17 protein-coding genes are annotated in these 15,529 nt (G+C 35.2%); all 17 read left to right on the forward strand.

Annotated features, from left to right (window positions below; genetic code table 11):
* Positions 1 to 90: 90 nt before the first annotated feature.
* A complete protein-coding gene (locus KYG33_RS03040) occupies positions 91 to 663 on the forward strand; it encodes a C40 family peptidase (RefSeq protein ID WP_081996791.1) in 573 nt (190 codons plus the stop codon).
* Between the two features lie 14 nt (positions 664 to 677).
* Positions 678 to 1,007 carry a LytR/AlgR family response regulator transcription factor gene (locus tag KYG33_RS03045; RefSeq protein ID WP_077417682.1) on the forward strand — a complete coding sequence of 110 codons (330 nt, stop codon included), beginning with the start codon at positions 678 to 680 and terminating at the stop codon, positions 1,005 to 1,007.
* Positions 1,008 to 1,115: 108 nt separating this feature from the next.
* Entirely contained in the window at positions 1,116 to 1,487 is a 372-nt protein-coding gene (locus KYG33_RS03050) for a DUF2255 family protein (protein WP_077417680.1), read from the forward strand.
* Between the two features lie 265 nt (positions 1,488 to 1,752).
* Positions 1,753 to 2,364 carry a methyltransferase family protein gene (locus KYG33_RS03055; protein ID WP_180563687.1) on the forward strand — a complete coding sequence of 204 codons (612 nt, stop codon included), beginning with the start codon at positions 1,753 to 1,755 and terminating at the stop codon, positions 2,362 to 2,364.
* A gap of 83 nt (positions 2,365 to 2,447) precedes the next feature.
* Positions 2,448 to 3,260, forward strand: coding sequence for a 2,3,4,5-tetrahydropyridine-2,6-dicarboxylate N-succinyltransferase (locus KYG33_RS03060; RefSeq protein ID WP_077417676.1), 813 nt, complete (start codon positions 2,448 to 2,450; stop codon positions 3,258 to 3,260).
* 29 nt (positions 3,261 to 3,289) lie between these two features.
* Positions 3,290 to 4,459: a glycosyltransferase family 87 protein gene (locus KYG33_RS03065; RefSeq protein WP_219072649.1), complete on the forward strand. Its 1,170-nt coding sequence runs from the start codon at positions 3,290 to 3,292 to the stop codon at positions 4,457 to 4,459.
* A gap of 5 nt (positions 4,460 to 4,464) precedes the next feature.
* Positions 4,465 to 5,394 carry a glycosyltransferase family 2 protein gene (locus KYG33_RS03070; RefSeq protein WP_219072650.1) on the forward strand — a complete coding sequence of 310 codons (930 nt, stop codon included), beginning with the start codon at positions 4,465 to 4,467 and terminating at the stop codon, positions 5,392 to 5,394.
* A 1-nt stretch (position 5,395) separates the two neighbouring features.
* Positions 5,396 to 6,172, forward strand: a complete 777-nt coding sequence (locus tag KYG33_RS03075; protein WP_077417670.1) for a polysaccharide deacetylase family protein — start codon at positions 5,396 to 5,398, stop codon at positions 6,170 to 6,172.
* The gene (locus KYG33_RS03080; protein ID WP_219072651.1) at positions 6,169 to 7,266 is read left to right on the forward strand and encodes a glycosyltransferase family 4 protein; all 1,098 of its coding nucleotides are present in this window, start codon (positions 6,169 to 6,171) and stop codon (positions 7,264 to 7,266) included. Before KYG33_RS03075 ends, KYG33_RS03080 begins: the two co-directional genes overlap by 4 nt.
* 250 nt (positions 7,267 to 7,516) lie before the next feature.
* Positions 7,517 to 8,374, forward strand: a complete 858-nt coding sequence (gene hisG, locus KYG33_RS03085; RefSeq protein ID WP_077417667.1) for an ATP phosphoribosyltransferase — start codon at positions 7,517 to 7,519, stop codon at positions 8,372 to 8,374.
* Between the two features lie 293 nt (positions 8,375 to 8,667).
* Positions 8,668 to 9,942 carry a histidinol dehydrogenase gene (gene hisD / locus KYG33_RS03090; protein ID WP_219072652.1) on the forward strand — a complete coding sequence of 425 codons (1,275 nt, stop codon included), beginning with the start codon at positions 8,668 to 8,670 and terminating at the stop codon, positions 9,940 to 9,942.
* Positions 9,943 to 10,211: 269 nt separating this feature from the next.
* Entirely contained in the window at positions 10,212 to 11,252 is a 1,041-nt protein-coding gene (gene hisC / locus KYG33_RS03095; RefSeq protein ID WP_257468903.1) for a histidinol-phosphate transaminase, read from the forward strand.
* A 166-nt stretch (positions 11,253 to 11,418) separates the two neighbouring features.
* Positions 11,419 to 12,513: a bifunctional histidinol-phosphatase/imidazoleglycerol-phosphate dehydratase HisB gene (gene hisB / locus KYG33_RS03100; RefSeq protein WP_180563694.1), complete on the forward strand. Its 1,095-nt coding sequence runs from the start codon at positions 11,419 to 11,421 to the stop codon at positions 12,511 to 12,513.
* A gap of 2 nt (positions 12,514 to 12,515) precedes the next feature.
* Positions 12,516 to 13,094, forward strand: coding sequence for an imidazole glycerol phosphate synthase subunit HisH (gene hisH / locus KYG33_RS03105; protein ID WP_077417585.1), 579 nt, complete (start codon positions 12,516 to 12,518; stop codon positions 13,092 to 13,094).
* Between the two features lie 2 nt (positions 13,095 to 13,096).
* Positions 13,097 to 13,819, forward strand: a complete 723-nt coding sequence (gene hisA / locus KYG33_RS03110) for a 1-(5-phosphoribosyl)-5-[(5-phosphoribosylamino)methylideneamino]imidazole-4-carboxamide isomerase (RefSeq protein ID WP_077417583.1) — start codon at positions 13,097 to 13,099, stop codon at positions 13,817 to 13,819.
* On the forward strand, positions 13,812 to 14,564 hold the full coding sequence (gene hisF, locus KYG33_RS03115; protein ID WP_219072653.1) for an imidazole glycerol phosphate synthase subunit HisF: 753 nt from the start codon (positions 13,812 to 13,814) through the stop codon (positions 14,562 to 14,564). The genes hisA and hisF overlap by 8 nt, the downstream gene beginning before the upstream one ends.
* Entirely contained in the window at positions 14,561 to 15,148 is a 588-nt protein-coding gene (gene hisIE, locus KYG33_RS03120) for a bifunctional phosphoribosyl-AMP cyclohydrolase/phosphoribosyl-ATP diphosphatase HisIE (RefSeq protein ID WP_219072654.1), read from the forward strand. Before hisF ends, hisIE begins: the two co-directional genes overlap by 4 nt.
* The last annotated feature ends 381 nt before the right edge of the window (positions 15,149 to 15,529 follow it).

Raw genomic sequence — 15,529 nt, forward strand, 5'->3', positions numbered from 1 at the left:
TAATATAGTTGTAGTATAGTTATATTATAATTAAAATATAAAATGTATATTTGTTGAAGAATTACTTAACCGAGTATAAATCAGACGAATATGGGATTGGGGTTATTTGAACAAAAAATAAGAATAAAGCAGTGGTCTGTTTTACTGATTGCTTCTGCTTTTGTAGTGTCATGCGGATCATCGAAAAGTGTTTCCGGCAGTAAAAAATCAAATACGAAAACAGTTGCAAAATCTGAAAATCTCAGAAAACTGGATTCAAAATTTGACGGAAATGTATCCAGATCAATTAATGATATTCTGAAAGATGCTGAAAAATATATCGGAACACCCTATAAATTCGGAGGAAATACATCATCAGGATTCGACTGTTCCGGGTTTACCGTAAAAGTATTTGAAGAAAATGATTTTAACCTTCCAAGAAGATCTTCTGACCAGGCTGAAGCTGGAAAAAATATTGATATCAGAGACGTAAAACCTGGGGATCTTTTGTTTTTTGCAACAGCAGGAGGAAGCAGAGTGTCTCATGTAGGCATCGTCCATGATATTGGCCCAGATGGAGAAGTAAAGTTCATTCATGCGTCTACCTCAAAAGGAGTAATGATTTCATCTCTGAACGAAAAATACTGGAATAAAGCATACCTTCATGCCCAAAGAGTTCTGTAAAAATATCTTTTAAAATGATAGAGAACCGGACATTTGCCTTCATTAAAACAGATAAAAAGCTGGTTAAGCTTTTCTTTAAAGATATTAATGTCATCAAGGGACTCGGAAATTATGTAGAAGTTCATACCGTAGACCATAAAAGATATATTTACTACAAAACACTTAAAGACCTTATTGCAACCCTTCCGGAAGAATTTATGCGGGTTCACAATTCATACATTGTCAACCTTACCAATATAGAATCTTTTGAAGACAATCACCTCATATGCGGCGAATTGAAAATTACCGTGGCCAAAAGTTATAAAGAATGTCTCCATTCTGCGCTCGGTAAAATGATGCTTTAAAATTCATCAACATCAGAAAAAGAGTCATCTGCATTCTATTTCTTACCCCATACATAAAAAAGTTTTTATTCCTGTTTTCTTATTCTAGTTTTACCAAAAACTTATATAATGAATAAAGACAGTGCATTAGATTACATTCAAAACAATTCAATTATCGGAGTAAAAGCAGGACTTCAAAGACCGGACTTTCTGGAAATTTGGATGGTTGTTGTCCAGAACAGAGTATTTGCAAGATCATGGGGTCTCGCCGAAAGAAGCTGGTACAATACATTTTTAGAAAACCCGATAGGAGAGATCCAATGTGGTAAAACTATTTATTCCATAAAAGCGCTTATCCCACAAGATATCAATGATCTTACTGAGGAAATTAATGAAGCGTATTTAACAAAATACAATACCGGTCACAATATCCCATATTCACAGGGAATTATTCAGGAAAAACATGTTGCCAGAACAATGGAGTTCGTTATTCTGGATTAAATAGATTTAAAAATGGTGTAATTATCCTCAAAAATAGTAGATAAAGCATTCAATAGAAACGGGCTTTAGCCCGTTCAATAAAAGATCAAACAATCAACTGGCTTTAGCCTAAAATTGTTTTACGATATTCTTTAACTATCCCGTCAAAAATTTATTCCCCTCCAAAAGAACAGAATTTTTATGTTTGTAATTGTAATCTTTCTGCAGTTAATTGCAATAGCATTGCACCACGAAACTCAGGAAATTTGTCCAAAACTATTATCATATGGCAGATTTTATCAGATTCTTTATTCCTTTATACTTCATACTTTTCTTTGCTGTTTCCTTTGTAGGTATCAGCTACAAAGTGGCAAAACAGATTGGTAAAAGCCCAAATGTTCTGCCCAGGGACGATTCTGCATATGGGCTTGTAGGGCTGTGTTTTAAGATCGTTTTATTCGCACTGTTTATGTATGTAATACTTCTTTCATTTTTTTATAACGATATTTCTTCTGCTTTTAAAATCAATTTTCTGGAGAATATTACCATTCAATTTACAGGATTTATTTTAATGATTCTGGCTTTAATTTGGGTGATCACAGCTCAGATTCAAATGAAAAACTCCTGGCGGATCGGAATTGATAATACAACAAAAACAGACTTGGTAACTCGTGGACTGTTCAGGTTTTCCAGGAATCCTATATTTCTGGGAATGACGGTAAGCCTTGTTGGTTTTTTCCTTGTTATCCCAACTGTCATTGCTCTGACTTTCCTTTTGATCGGAAGTATTTTGATGCAGATCCAGATACGCCTTGAAGAGGAGTATTTGATGAAAGTACACGGACAAAATTACCTGACCTATAAGAATAGGGTTAAACGTATGTTGAGCCTTTATTAAAAGCATAACGTTAAAAACCGTTTTGCTGAACTTTTTTGTATCTTTGGCCGGTATAATTTTTCAAACTAATTTAAATAAGAAACATGTCGTTACAACAAACTATTGAAAATATTTGGGATAATAGAGAACTATTACAAAATGAAGACAGCCAGAAGGCGATCAGAGAGGTTATTTCTTTAGTTGATAAAGGTGAACTTCGTACTGCTGAACCTACAGAAAACGGATGGCAGGTAAATGAATGGGTGAAAAAAGCTGTAGTAATGTATTTTCCGATCCAAAAAATGGAAACTATTGAAGTAGGTCCGTTTGAATTTCATGATAAAATGCCTTTGAAAAGAAACTATGCTGAAAAAGGGGTGAGAGTTGTACCACATGCAGTGGCAAGAGAAGGAGCTTACATTGCTCCGGGAGTTATTTTAATGCCATCTTACGTAAATATTGGAGCTTATGTAGACTCTGGAACGATGGTAGATACTTGGGCTACAGTAGGAAGCTGTGCACAGATCGGTAAAAATGTTCACCTGAGTGGTGGTGTAGGTATCGGTGGAGTATTGGAGCCGTTACAGGCAGCTCCGGTAATCATTGAAGATGACTGCTTTATCGGTTCAAGATGTATCGTTGTAGAAGGAGTTCATGTAGAAAAAGAAGCAGTATTGGGTGCAAACGTAGTATTGACAGCTTCTACAAAAATTATTGATGTTACAGGAGATACCCCTATCGAAATCAAAGGAAGAGTTCCTGCACGTTCAGTAGTAATTCCTGGAAGCTATACGAAACAATATCCGGCTGGAGAATATCAGGTTCCATGTGCATTGATCATTGGTCAGAGAAAAGAATCTACAGACAAGAAAACATCTCTGAATGATGCATTGAGAGAGAATAATGTAGCAGTTTAAGATTAATATTGTAAGCTAATACCACAATCTTGAAAGAAAAATTCCTTAAAATACTATTAAACCCTAAATATATATTTGGGGTTTATCTTATTATATCGGTTGTTACAGCAATTTCCAAATACCTGAGAGGAGATTATGCGATCAATAACTATCTGATTTTTAAAAATGTATTCTTTAATACCATCCATCAGAAAAATTTATTTATCCATTATCCCGATCTTTATTTTGATTTAAACCATTATGGCGTATTTTTCAGTGCATTGATTGCACCGTTTGCCATGATGCCGGATTGGCTGGGAATTTCACTATGGAATATTGGCAATACTTTTATCTTCATCTATGGTATTTATAAACTGCCTTTTTCAGATAGCAAGAAAGCTATTTTTGGATTGCTTTGTCTTCAGGAATACATTACAGCGGCTTTAAGTTTACAGTTCAATGTAGCACTTACAGGGCTTTTGCTGCTATCTGCAGTATACATTTACGAAAGAAAAGAAGTAAAATCAGTAACAGCCATTTTAATAGGAATATTCGTCAAAATCTACGGAATAGTAGGATTAACGCAGTTTTTCTTTATTAAAAATAAAGTCAAATTTATTCTTTCAGGAATAGCCATTGCAGTATTGTTTTTAGTACTTCCGATGGCGTATTCAAGCCCACAATTTGTGATTCAGTGCTATTCAGACTGGTTTCAGTCTATTGTAGAAAAAAACAGTGAAAATCAGGTATTGGGAAATATGCAGGATATCTCTCTGATGGGCTTTGTAAGGAGAGTTTTAGGAGATGCTTCCATTTCCAACCTTATATTTTTAGCAGGTGGATTACCTCTTTTTGCTTTACCTTATATCAGAATTAAGCAATACAAACACTATGCTTTCCAACTGATGATTCTGGCTTCAACCTTACTATTTTTAGTATTGTTCAGCTCCAGTTCAGAATCTCCAACCTATATTATTGCGGTTGTAGGAGTTCTGATATGGTTTTTCCTTCAGAAAGAAAGAACACCACTTATTATAGGATTGCTTGTTTTTGTTATTATTTTCACTTGTTTTTCCACTTCCGATCTATTCCCGAAATTTGTAAAAGAAAACTATATCATCAAATATTCATTAAAAGCTGTACCTTGTATTGTGATCTGGTTGAGAGTAACTTATGAACTCCTGACTAAAGATTTTGAGAAAAATTACAGCCTGAATTAATAAATATGAAGAAAATTTCAATTGTAATTCCCGCCTATAACGAAGAAGGAAATGTCGCTATGATCCATCAGAAAATTAAAGAAGTTTTTGATGGCTTACATAATTACGACTTTGAAATCATATTTGTAAATGATGGCAGCAGAGACAATACACAACAAAAATTAGAAGAACTTTCCAACCAATATGATGAAGTGAAATTCATTGAGTTTTCGAGAAATTTTGGACATCAGCCCGCTGTAAAAGCAGGAATGGATAACGCTCAGGGAAATGCAGTTATTTCGATGGACGGAGACCTGCAGCATCCGCCAGAGCTTATTCCGGAAATGATTCAGAAATGGGAAGAAGGTTATGATGTAGTTTTTACTTTCAGAACTTATCCTAAAGAGATATCCTTTTTTAAAAGAAAAACATCAGACATATTTTACAAGCTTTTATCAAGTCTGTCAGACGTTAATTTGACGAAAGGAGGCGGATCAGATTTCAGATTACTGGATGCGAGGGCAGTGGAAGTGATGAGAAACTTTAATGAAGATGATTTATTCCTCAGAGGACTGACAAGCTGGATGGGTTTCAAACAAACAGGAATTGATTTTACCGCAGCAGAAAGGCTTTCAGGAAAAAGCAGCTACAATCTTAAGAAAATGTTCACTTTTGCCTTTACGGGAATCACAGCTTTCAGTGTAAAACCATTGTATTTGGCAGCTTATCTGGGGTTTTTATTTTCAGCACTTTCAGTAATCGGATATGGCACCTATGTGGTTCATTCTTTCATTGCAAAGACGGAGATCTCTGGTTGGGCATCCTTGATTATGACCATTGTTTTCTTCGGAGGACTTCAGTTGATTATCCTCGGAATTATGGGGATTTATTTAGGTAAAATATTTAAACAGGTGAAAGACAGACCTAATTATATTATTAAAAACAAAAAATTTTAGAATGGTTTTATTGAGTTTTGATATTGAAGAATTTGATATGCCATTAGAATATAAGGGTGAAATTCCCTTTGAAAAGCAGATTTCAATTTCACAGACAGGATTAGAGAGAATACTTGACATCCTTAAAAAACATAATGCCAAAGCTACTTTCTTTTCCACAGTAGTTTTTGCAGAAAACAGCAGACACCTTATTGAAAGGTTATTAAATGAAGGCCATGAACTGGCTTCTCACACATGGTTTCATTCAGAATTTGAAAACAAACACCTGAAGGAATCAAGAGAAAAACTGGAAGAACTATTTTCCACAAAGGTGACAGGATTAAGAATGCCGAGAATGATGCCTGTAGATGAAAAAGAAGTAGAAAGAGCAGGGTATTCATACAATTCATCCATCAACCCTACGTTTTTGCCGGGAAGATATAATAATTTAAAAGTATCCAGAACCTATTTTAAGAAAGGAAATGTTACCCAGGTTCCGGCCTCTGTATCACCAAACTTCAGAATTCCTTTGTTTTGGCTGAGTTTTCACAACTTTCCGTTATCTTTCTATAAAAAGCTGGCTTCAGATACCTTGAAAAAGGACCATTATCTTAATATTTATTTCCATCCATGGGAATTTGCGGAAATCAAAGATGAAGCTTTTAAACTTCCTGGATTTACTGTAAAAAACTCAGGAAAAGATATGGTAGAAAGATTTGATTCGTTTGTAGGCTGGCTAAAACAAAAAGGACATACATTCGGTACATTCCAGGAATTCCAAAAACAGATACAACGATGAAGATTGCCTTTGATGCAAAACGGTTTTTCCACAATACCTCAGGTCTGGGAAATTACTCAAGAGATCTTGTAAGAATTCTCTCCGAATACAAACCGGATAACGAATATCTGTTACTCAACAAAAATAAATCGGAGAGAGGGAAAGGTATTCTGGAACGCCCTAATGTTCAATTTATTGAAACCTCAAAAGGGAACTTTTCACGTCAGTTGAAAATGGGTAAAGATGCCCAAAAACAAGAAGCTGATATTTTCCATGGATTATCTGGCGAACTTCCTTTAAAATGGGATTCAAGACCTATTAAAAAGGTCGTTACCATTCATGATCTGATCTTTGTAAGATATCCGCAGTATTATTCTTTTTTTGACAGGAAAATCCATTTCTGGAAATTTAAAAAAGCGGCTGATATGGCTGATAAAATCATCGCTATTTCAGAACAGACCAAAAGAGATATTATTCAGTATTTAAAAGTTCCTGAGACAAAGATTGAAGTTATTTATCAGGGATGTCATCATGCTTTTAAAGAAAAGCAGTCTCCGGAACTGATGCAGGTTGTAAAAGAAAAATTTAAGCTTCCGGAAAGGTTTATACTTAATGTTGGAACCATCGAAGAGCGCAAAAATCTTTTGAATGTTGTAAAAGCAGTCAACGGTACGGAAATTCCTCTTGTAGTTGTGGGACGAAAGACCAAATATTATCAGAAAATAGAACGTTTCCTGAAAAAAAACAAAATGGAAAAGCAAGTGCTCTTCCTTGAAGGAGTTTCTATGGACGAGCTGGCTTGTCTTTATAAACTGGCAGATATTTTTGTCTATCCGAGTTTCTTTGAAGGCTTTGGAATCCCTGTGATTGAGGCGCTTTTTTCTAAAACTGTTGTCGTTACCAGCAATACCAGTTGTCTGCCGGAAGCCGGAGGAAAAGACTCTGTGTATGTGAATCCGGATAATGATCTTGATATCATGGCTAAACTAAAATTTCTCTGGGAAAATGAATCCGAGAGAAAACGCCGTGAGGAAAAGGGTTTCGAGTTTGTTCAGAAGTTTAATGACGAACCCATTGCAAAAGAGCTGATGAATTTTTATCAAAAAATTATCTGAAAAAACTTTGCATTTTAAAAATAAATCCTACATTTGCATCATAATTCAATACAATGAAACCAGTATTTTTAGCATTACATCATTACTATCATCATCTCTGTTAGGCGGAATTGATTGATATAAGTTTGTGCTAAAATCAAAAAATAATTAAAACCGTCTGAGTAAATAGACGGTTTTTTTTGTTTCCTGAATTCTCCTCAGAAATTTCAATAGATCAGTTTTTATTTACTCGGACCCCAAAAAAGGCAAAATGAGTAAATTAAAAATTGCAATCCAAAAAAGCGGCCGGCTTTACGAAGAATCTCTACAGCTTCTCAAAGACTGCGGAATCTTTGTCAACAATGGTAAAGACCAACTCAAAGTTTCAGTAGATAACTTTCCGATGGAAATCATGTATCTTCGGAATTCAGACATCCCGCAATATCTGGAAGATGGAGTGGTAGATGTTGCTATTCTTGGCGAAAATCTTCTGATTGAAAAAGGTAAAAATATCACCACAATCCAGAAACTTGGATTTTCAAAATGCCGTGTTTCACTGGCTGTTCCCAAAGAAGTAGAGACCGACGAAATCTCTTATTTTCAGGGTAAAAAAATTGCTACCTCTTATCCTAATACTCTCAAAAGCTTTTTAGAAAAAAAAGGAATTGTATCAGACATTCACGTTATTTCAGGTTCTGTGGAAATTGCCCCTAATATTGGTCTGGCAGATGGAATATGTGATATTGTAAGCTCCGGAAGTACCTTATTTAAAAACGGATTAAGAGAAACCGTTACTTTGCTGAAATCGGAGGCTGTTTTGGCTCAAACGCCTCAGTTGTCAACTGAAAAAGAAGCCATTCTTGAAAAATTCGTATTCAGAATTGAAGCCGTTTTAAAAGCAAAAAATTCAAAATACATTCTGATGAATGTTCCCAACGAAAAAATCCAGAAAGTCGCTGAAGTTCTTCCCGTATTAAAGAGTCCTACAGTCATTCCATTGGCAGAAGAAGGCTGGAGCAGTATTCATTCTGTTATTGATGAAGTGCGTTTCTGGGAAGTGATTGATGAACTGAAAGACAATGGAGCCCAGGATATTTTAATCATCCCGATTGATAAAATGGTTATTTAGAAAAATGATAATGGTGAACGTTGGTTAACGCAAGAGAGCAATGAAAATGAATTTGATACTGCTTTAAGGCACAAAGATTTTATCTGCGATAAAATTGAATGCTGCTTTAAGTAAAAAATATAATTCAAACACTTGCTGAAAATCTAAGATTTTCTTGCGCTTTAAAAAAGTAAAAGATAAAAAAAAACTTTGCGTCTTTGCGTTTATCAAAAAAATAACTTCAGTTAATATATTTATGAAAATCAATAACTTATAAGTGACTTAATGGTTTGAAAAACTTTCAAAATAATACAATGAAAATATACAGATATCCCACAAAAGAAACCTGGAAAGATTTAGTAAAACGTCCTGTTCTTGAACAGAAAGAAATTTCGGGTTTGATCACAGAGATTTTTGCAGAAGTTGAAGCGAACGGAGATAAAGCTTTAATAGAATTCAACAGAAAGTTTGATAAAGCAGAAACGGTAACTATTAAAGTATCTGATGCAGAAATTCAGGATGCTGAAAAACAGATAAGTGATGAACTGAAACAGGCAATTCAGCAGGCAAAAGAAAATATTTCCAGATTTCACGCTTCTCAAAAACAGGATATTCAAAAAATAGAGACGACAAAAGGGGTGATTTGCTGGCGCGAAAACCGCGCTGTAGAGAAAGTAGGGATTTATATTCCCGGAGGAACTGCTCCTTTATTTTCTACAGTACTGATGCTGGCGGTGCCTGCAAACCTGGCGGGTTGTAAAGAAATCATTCTGTGTACACCACCGGATAAAAACGGAAATATTAATCCTGCGATTCTGTATGCAGCAAAGCTTTGCGGAATTTCAAAAATCTTTAAAACAGGCGGCGCTCAGGCTGTAGCAGCTATGACTTTAGGTACAGAGAGTATTCCTGCGGTGTATAAAATTTTCGGTCCGGGAAATCAGTTTGTTGTAGCTGCCAAAGAATATGCTCAGCGTTACGGAGTCGCCATCGATATGCCTGCAGGTCCGAGTGAAGTTCTTATCATAGCTGATGAGCAGGCTGTTCCTGAGTTTTGTGCAGCCGATCTTCTTTCACAGGCAGAACACGGAAGTGATAGCCAGGTTGTTTTTATTACTACAGACCTTAAAGTGTTTAAAGAGACGATAGAGGCTGTTGAACAGCAAATCAAAGACTTACCCAGAAATGAATTTGCAGGTCAGGCTTTAGAAAACAGCTCTTTTATTGTAGTGAATTCGTTGGAAGAAGCCCTTGAATTCAGTAATCTTTATGCTCCGGAACACCTTATTCTTGCCATTGATGATTTTGAAAAATATATTCCGGAGGTTCAGAATGCAGGTTCCGTTTTCCTTGGTAACTATTCTTGTGAAAGTGCAGGAGATTATGCCAGCGGAACCAATCACACGCTTCCTACCAATGCTTATGCAAAAAATTACAGTGGCGTATCGCTGGATAGCTTTGTAAAGAAAATAACATTTCAGCAGCTTTCAAAAGAAGGTCTTCAGAATCTAGGAAAAACAATAGAACTCATGGCAGAAGCAGAAGGCCTGTTTGCCCACAAAAATGCAGTATCCATAAGATTAAAATAATAAACGTTGGAAAACGCAAAATAATACTCATGCCTTTGCTGAAAATCTTAGATTTTCTTACGTCTAAAAAAAATGTATGAATAAAAAACTTTGCGCCTTTGTGTTTACCCAAAAAAGAATTGAACCATTAAGAAAATAAAGACTTTAAGTAAAGTTAAGATTCAAATACATTTGAATTCAGCTTACTGCTTAATAAAGATCTGAAGATATTTTCTTCACTATTCTTAATAACTCAATTCATCTTAATGGTTTAAAATTAATTTCAAAAAATGAAAAGCAATACAATGAAAAATAATAGTATCAAAACTTTAGTAAGAGAAAATATATTACAATTACAGCCCTACATTAGTTTCAGGGATCACAATGAATTTAATGCTCCTGTTATGCTGGATGCCAATGAAAGTCCTTTCGGAGAATGCAACCGTTACCCGGATTCTACCCAGAAAAAGCTTAAAAGCAGGCTTGCGGTACTTAAAAATGTTTCTCCCTCACAGATTGCCATAGGAAACGGAAGCGATGAGCTGATAGACCTTATCATTAAAATTTTCTGTGAGCCTAAAAAAGATGCCATTCTGATGATGAATCCTTCTTTTGCAATGTATGGTTTCTATGCAGCAATTAATGAAAATAAGGTCTTGAAACTAGATTTGGATGAAAATTTTGAAATCGTAAAAGACAATTTCTTAAAGACGGCCGCAGATCCTTCATTGAAGATTTTCTTTTTATGCTCACCCAATAACCCTACCGGAAACAGTATTGATGATATTGAATTTTATCTTCAGAATTTCAACGGAATTGTTGTGGTAGATGAAGCTTATATAGAATTTTCCGAGAAAAAGTCAAGTTTGGAGCTTTTGAATAAATACCCCAATCTGATTGTTTTGCAAACTTTTTCTAAAGCGTGGGGAATTGCCGGAGCGAGAGTAGGAATGGCTTATTCATCCGAAGAAATTACCAGTCTGATCAATACGGTTAAAGCACCTTATAACGTAAATATATTGAGCCAGGAACTCATTTTAAATACACTGGATCAGGAAAACAGACTTCAGGAAAATGTAAACCGTATTTTGGAAGAAAGAGCATGGCTGAAGCAACAGTTTGAAGGAATTACGTGTATTTCTAAAGTATTTTCAACGGATGCCAATTTCTTCCTGATTAAAATGGAAAATGTAGACAATGTGTATGGAAAAATGCTTGAAGAAGAGATTTTAACCAGCAGAAGAGATCCTGCCATTCCGGGATGTATCAGAATCAATGTAGGAAATCGTGCAGAAAATGAAAAATTAATTAATCTTTTAAAAGGAATATAGAATAGCTTGTTAAAATATAAACCATTAAGGAAAAATAAGATGATAAGAAAACTTAAGTTTTATCAAAGATAAATACATATAGCTGAATGAATAGCTTCAGCTATATACTTAATAATCCTTAATCACTTAAAAAAGCTTAATGGTTAAAAATAATTTATAAAAACATATGAAAAAAGTACTCTTTATAGACCGCGACGGAACGCTGATTGTTGAACCACCCACAGATTTTCAGGTAGATTCTCTGGAAAAGCTTGAGTTTTATCCGGGAGTTTTTCAAAATCTTTCAAAAATTGTTAATGAGCTGGATTATGAATTGGTGATGGTAACTAATCAGGATGGGCTGGGAACGGGCAGTTTTCCCGAAGAAGATTTCATAAAACCTCATGAAAAAATGATACAGGCATTTGAAAACGAAGGGATTATTTTTAGTGATATTTTAATAGATAAAAGCTTTGAATATGAAAATCTTCCTACCAGAAAACCAGGAATCGGAATGCTGGGAAAATACATGTATGGCAACTATGATCTGGAAAATTCGTATGTAATTGGTGATAGAGCTACGGATATACAACTTGCTAAAAATATGAAGTCTAAAGCTATTTATCTTAATCAAAACTTTAATAATGAAGCTGAACTGTCTACAACAAAATGGTCTGAGATTTATAAGTTCTTAAAATCAGGAATGAGGAAGGCTGAAGTCTCCCGTAAAACCAATGAAACAGATATTAAAATTGAAGTTAATCTTGATGGAAATGGACGTTCAGATATTTCAACAGGGCTTCACTTTTTTGATCATATGTTGGACCAGATTGCGAGACACGGGAATATGGATCTTACGGTTAAAGTAAACGGAGATCTTGCCGTAGATGAGCACCACACGATAGAAGATACAGGAATTGTGCTGGGAGAAGCTGTTTTAAAAGCTTTAGGAAAGAAAAAAGGGATCGAACGATATGGTTTCCTGCTTCCAATGGATGACTGTCTTTCTCAGGTGGCTATTGATTTCGGCGGCAGACCCTGGTTAGTATGGGATGCTCCGTTTAAAAGAGAAAAGATTGGGGATATGCCTACCGAAATGTTTTTTCACTTTTTTAAATCCTTTACAGATGCTTCAAAATGCAACCTGAATATCAAAGCGGAAGGAGACAATGAGCACCACAAAATTGAATCTATCTTTAAAGCCTTTGCAAAAGCCGTTAAAATGGCAGTGAATCAATCAGATACTAATTACAGTCTGCCTTCTACAAAAGGAAGTTTATAAATATGATAGCCATAATAAAATACAACGGCGGAAATGTAAACTCTGTTCAGAATGCCCTCAACAGACTCAATATTGACTCTGTGATTACTGATGACCCTGAAAGGATTTTAAAAGCTGATAAAGTAATCTTTCCCGGAGTTGGAGAAGCTTCCTCAACAATGAAGCTGTTGAAAGAAAGAGAACTTGATCTCCTGATTCCGAGCCTTACACAGCCTGTTTTAGGAATATGTTTAGGAATGCAGCTGATGTGCAAAGAGAATGAAGAAGGAAATACGGAAGGGATGGGGATCTTTGATATCAATGTCAGAAAATTTCCAGCAAAAGATATTGTTCCGCATATGGGCTGGAATACAGTTTCAGGGCAGACCTCACCACTGTTTTCTGGAATTGAAAAGAGCAGTGATGTTTATTTTGTTCACAGCTATTATTGTGAGCTTTCAGACTTTACAACATCTGTTTGTGATTATATCCTGCCATTCAGTGCATCATTACAGAAAGATAATTTCTATGCGGTGCAGTTTCACCCTGAAAAATCGGGAATTATAGGAAATCAGATAGTTAAGAACTTTATAAATTTATAATGATGAAAATAATTCCGGCTATTGATATTATTGACGGGAAATGTGTCCGTTTATCAAAAGGAGATTACAACACAAAGAAAATATACAATGAAGATCCTGTAGAAGTGGCAAAAGAATTTGAGAGTTTTGGTATTCAGTTTCTTCATTTGGTGGATCTTGACGGGGCGAAATCAAAGCATATTGTCAATCAAAAGGTTCTGGAAAATATTGCTAATTCTACTTCGCTGCATATCGACTTTGGAGGTGGCTTAAAAACCCAGGAGGATATTGAAACAGCCTTTAATTCCGGAGCAAAACAGATCACTTTAGGAAGTATTGCAGTTCAGAACCCGGAATTCTGTTTTGAAATGTTACAAAAGTATGGTACTGAGAAAGTTATTCTTGGAGCTGACTGTGAAAACAGAAAGATTAAAACTTCAGGCTGGCTGGAAGAAAGTGACAATGACATCATTGATTTTATTCTTCAGTATCAGGAAAAAGGAATACAGACCACTATATGTACTGATATCGCAAAAGATGGTATGCTGGAAGGTCCTTCAACCGGACTTTATATTGAGATTTTATATAAAACTTCAGTTCAGTTGGTGGCAAGCGGAGGGATTTCAGGGATTGCTGATGTCTATAAAATGAAAGATATCGGCTGTGTAGGGACAATCATCGGAAAAGCAATTTACGAGGGAAAAATAAGCTTACAACAACTTCAAAACTTTATTGAAAATGCTTAAGAAAAGAATTATTCCATGTCTGGATATAAAAGATGGATCTACAGTGAAAGGTGTGAATTTTGAAGATCTTAAAAATGCAGGAGATCCGGTAGTTCTCGCTAAAAAATATGAACAGGAGGGCGCTGATGAACTTGTTTTCCTTGATATTACCGCTACTATTGAGGATAGAAAAACATTTATAGAGTTAGTAAAAGACATCGCAATAGAACTTAGTATTCCTTTTACGGTAGGAGGTGGAATTTCATCTATAGAAGATGTTAGGAGGCTTTTGGAAGCCGGTGCAGACAAGATCAGCATCAATTCTTCGGCTGTAAAAAACCCCATGCTTATTTCCGATCTGGCCAAAGAATTCGGAAGCCAGTGCGTTGTGGTAGCGATTGATACAAGACAGGTTGGTGATAAAGACCTGGTTCATATCAAAGGAGGAAGGGAAGCAACCGAACTTCTTACGGTAGAATGGGCAAAAGAAGCAGAACGTTTGGGAGCAGGAGAAATTCTGCTGACTTCTATGGATGGAGATGGTACCAAAAACGGTTTTGATCTCCGTATCACAAAGTTGGTTTCAGAAAATATCAGTATCCCTGTGATAGCTTCCGGAGGTGCCGGTACTGCAAATGACTTTGTTAAAGTATTTAATGAAACAAAAGCTACAGGAGCTCTGGCAGCCAGTGTTTTCCATTTTAATGAAATAGGGATTCAGGATTTAAAAGAACAGTTAAAAACTCAAAAAATTGAAGTACGATGAACATAGATTTTAATAAAGATAATGGGCTTGTTCCTGTGGTTATTCAGGATAGCAGAACATTGCAGGTGCTGATGCTGGGTTATATGAACGAAGAAGCATTTGAAAAAACAAAAGCAGAAGGGGTTGTTACTTTTTTCAGCCGTTCCAAAAACAGACTCTGGACAAAAGGTGAGGAGTCCGGAAATTTTTTATCCGTAAAGAGTATTGATATAGATTGTGATCAGGATACCATTTTAATCAAAGTTGTTCCTAAAAATGTGGTCTGTCACACCGGAAGTTTCAGCTGTTTCGGAGAAAAGGATATAAAAGGATTTTTGTATGAACTGGAAGATAAAATATCTCAGAGAATAGATACTAAAGCTGAAGGTTCTTACACTTACTCATTATACCAGAGAGGAATCAATAAAATGGCACAAAAAGTAGGAGAGGAAGCTGTGGAACTGGTGATAGAAGCAAAAGACAATAATGATGACTTTTTTAAAAATGAAGCCGCAGATTTGCTCTATCACTTCTTGATTTTATTAAAAGCGAAAGGTTTTTCAATGGAAGAGATAGAAGAAATTCTTCAAAACAGAAGTAAATGAAATCTTGAATATTTCAAAGATTGCTTTAGTGGTGAAAGAATACTAAAAAGTTTAATATATATTTGTCTTTTAATGATTACAAAAAATTCATCAAATAACTTGAGTATAGAAAATGAAATATTTTTTAGGAATTTGGACCTTGATCTGCCTTCTTCCATTATTGTTTTTTTTGTTTCAGGATAAATCACTAAAGGTATTAGTATCATTGATTTAAAAAATGCTCTTCTGATCTTTATTGGTGGAGTATTACTTATTATTTCAATAGGAAAAGGAATCAAGTATTTTAAATAATATTTTGAAGATTACAATACAATGAGAAAAATATTTATACTAATTTCTTTTCTTTCATTGATCAATTATAAATCGCAATTGAAGCAAGGA

This window comes from Chryseobacterium sp. D764, assembly GCF_019317325.1.
Lineage (GTDB): Bacteria > Bacteroidota > Bacteroidia > Flavobacteriales > Weeksellaceae > Chryseobacterium.

Coding starts and splice junctions, on each gene's coding strand:
- hisF (WP_219072653.1), top strand. CDS start 13,812: ATGCTTAAGAAAAGAATTATTCCATGTCTGGATATAAAAGATGGATCT.
- KYG33_RS03055 (WP_180563687.1), top strand. CDS start 1,753: ATGGCAGATTTTATCAGATTCTTTATTCCTTTATACTTCATACTTTTC.
- hisG (WP_077417667.1), top strand. CDS start 7,517: ATGAGTAAATTAAAAATTGCAATCCAAAAAAGCGGCCGGCTTTACGAA.
- hisC (WP_257468903.1), top strand. CDS start 10,212: ATGAAAAGCAATACAATGAAAAATAATAGTATCAAAACTTTAGTAAGA.
- KYG33_RS03040 (WP_081996791.1), top strand. CDS start 91: ATGGGATTGGGGTTATTTGAACAAAAAATAAGAATAAAGCAGTGGTCT.
- hisB (WP_180563694.1), top strand. CDS start 11,419: ATGAAAAAAGTACTCTTTATAGACCGCGACGGAACGCTGATTGTTGAA.
- hisH (WP_077417585.1), top strand. CDS start 12,516: ATGATAGCCATAATAAAATACAACGGCGGAAATGTAAACTCTGTTCAG.
- hisA (WP_077417583.1), top strand. CDS start 13,097: ATGAAAATAATTCCGGCTATTGATATTATTGACGGGAAATGTGTCCGT.
- hisD (WP_219072652.1), top strand. CDS start 8,668: ATGAAAATATACAGATATCCCACAAAAGAAACCTGGAAAGATTTAGTA.
- KYG33_RS03070 (WP_219072650.1), top strand. CDS start 4,465: ATGAAGAAAATTTCAATTGTAATTCCCGCCTATAACGAAGAAGGAAAT.
- KYG33_RS03045 (WP_077417682.1), top strand. CDS start 678: ATGATAGAGAACCGGACATTTGCCTTCATTAAAACAGATAAAAAGCTG.
- hisIE (WP_219072654.1), top strand. CDS start 14,561: ATGAACATAGATTTTAATAAAGATAATGGGCTTGTTCCTGTGGTTATT.
- KYG33_RS03080 (WP_219072651.1), top strand. CDS start 6,169: ATGAAGATTGCCTTTGATGCAAAACGGTTTTTCCACAATACCTCAGGT.
- KYG33_RS03060 (WP_077417676.1), top strand. CDS start 2,448: ATGTCGTTACAACAAACTATTGAAAATATTTGGGATAATAGAGAACTA.
- KYG33_RS03075 (WP_077417670.1), top strand. CDS start 5,396: ATGGTTTTATTGAGTTTTGATATTGAAGAATTTGATATGCCATTAGAA.
- KYG33_RS03050 (WP_077417680.1), top strand. CDS start 1,116: ATGAATAAAGACAGTGCATTAGATTACATTCAAAACAATTCAATTATC.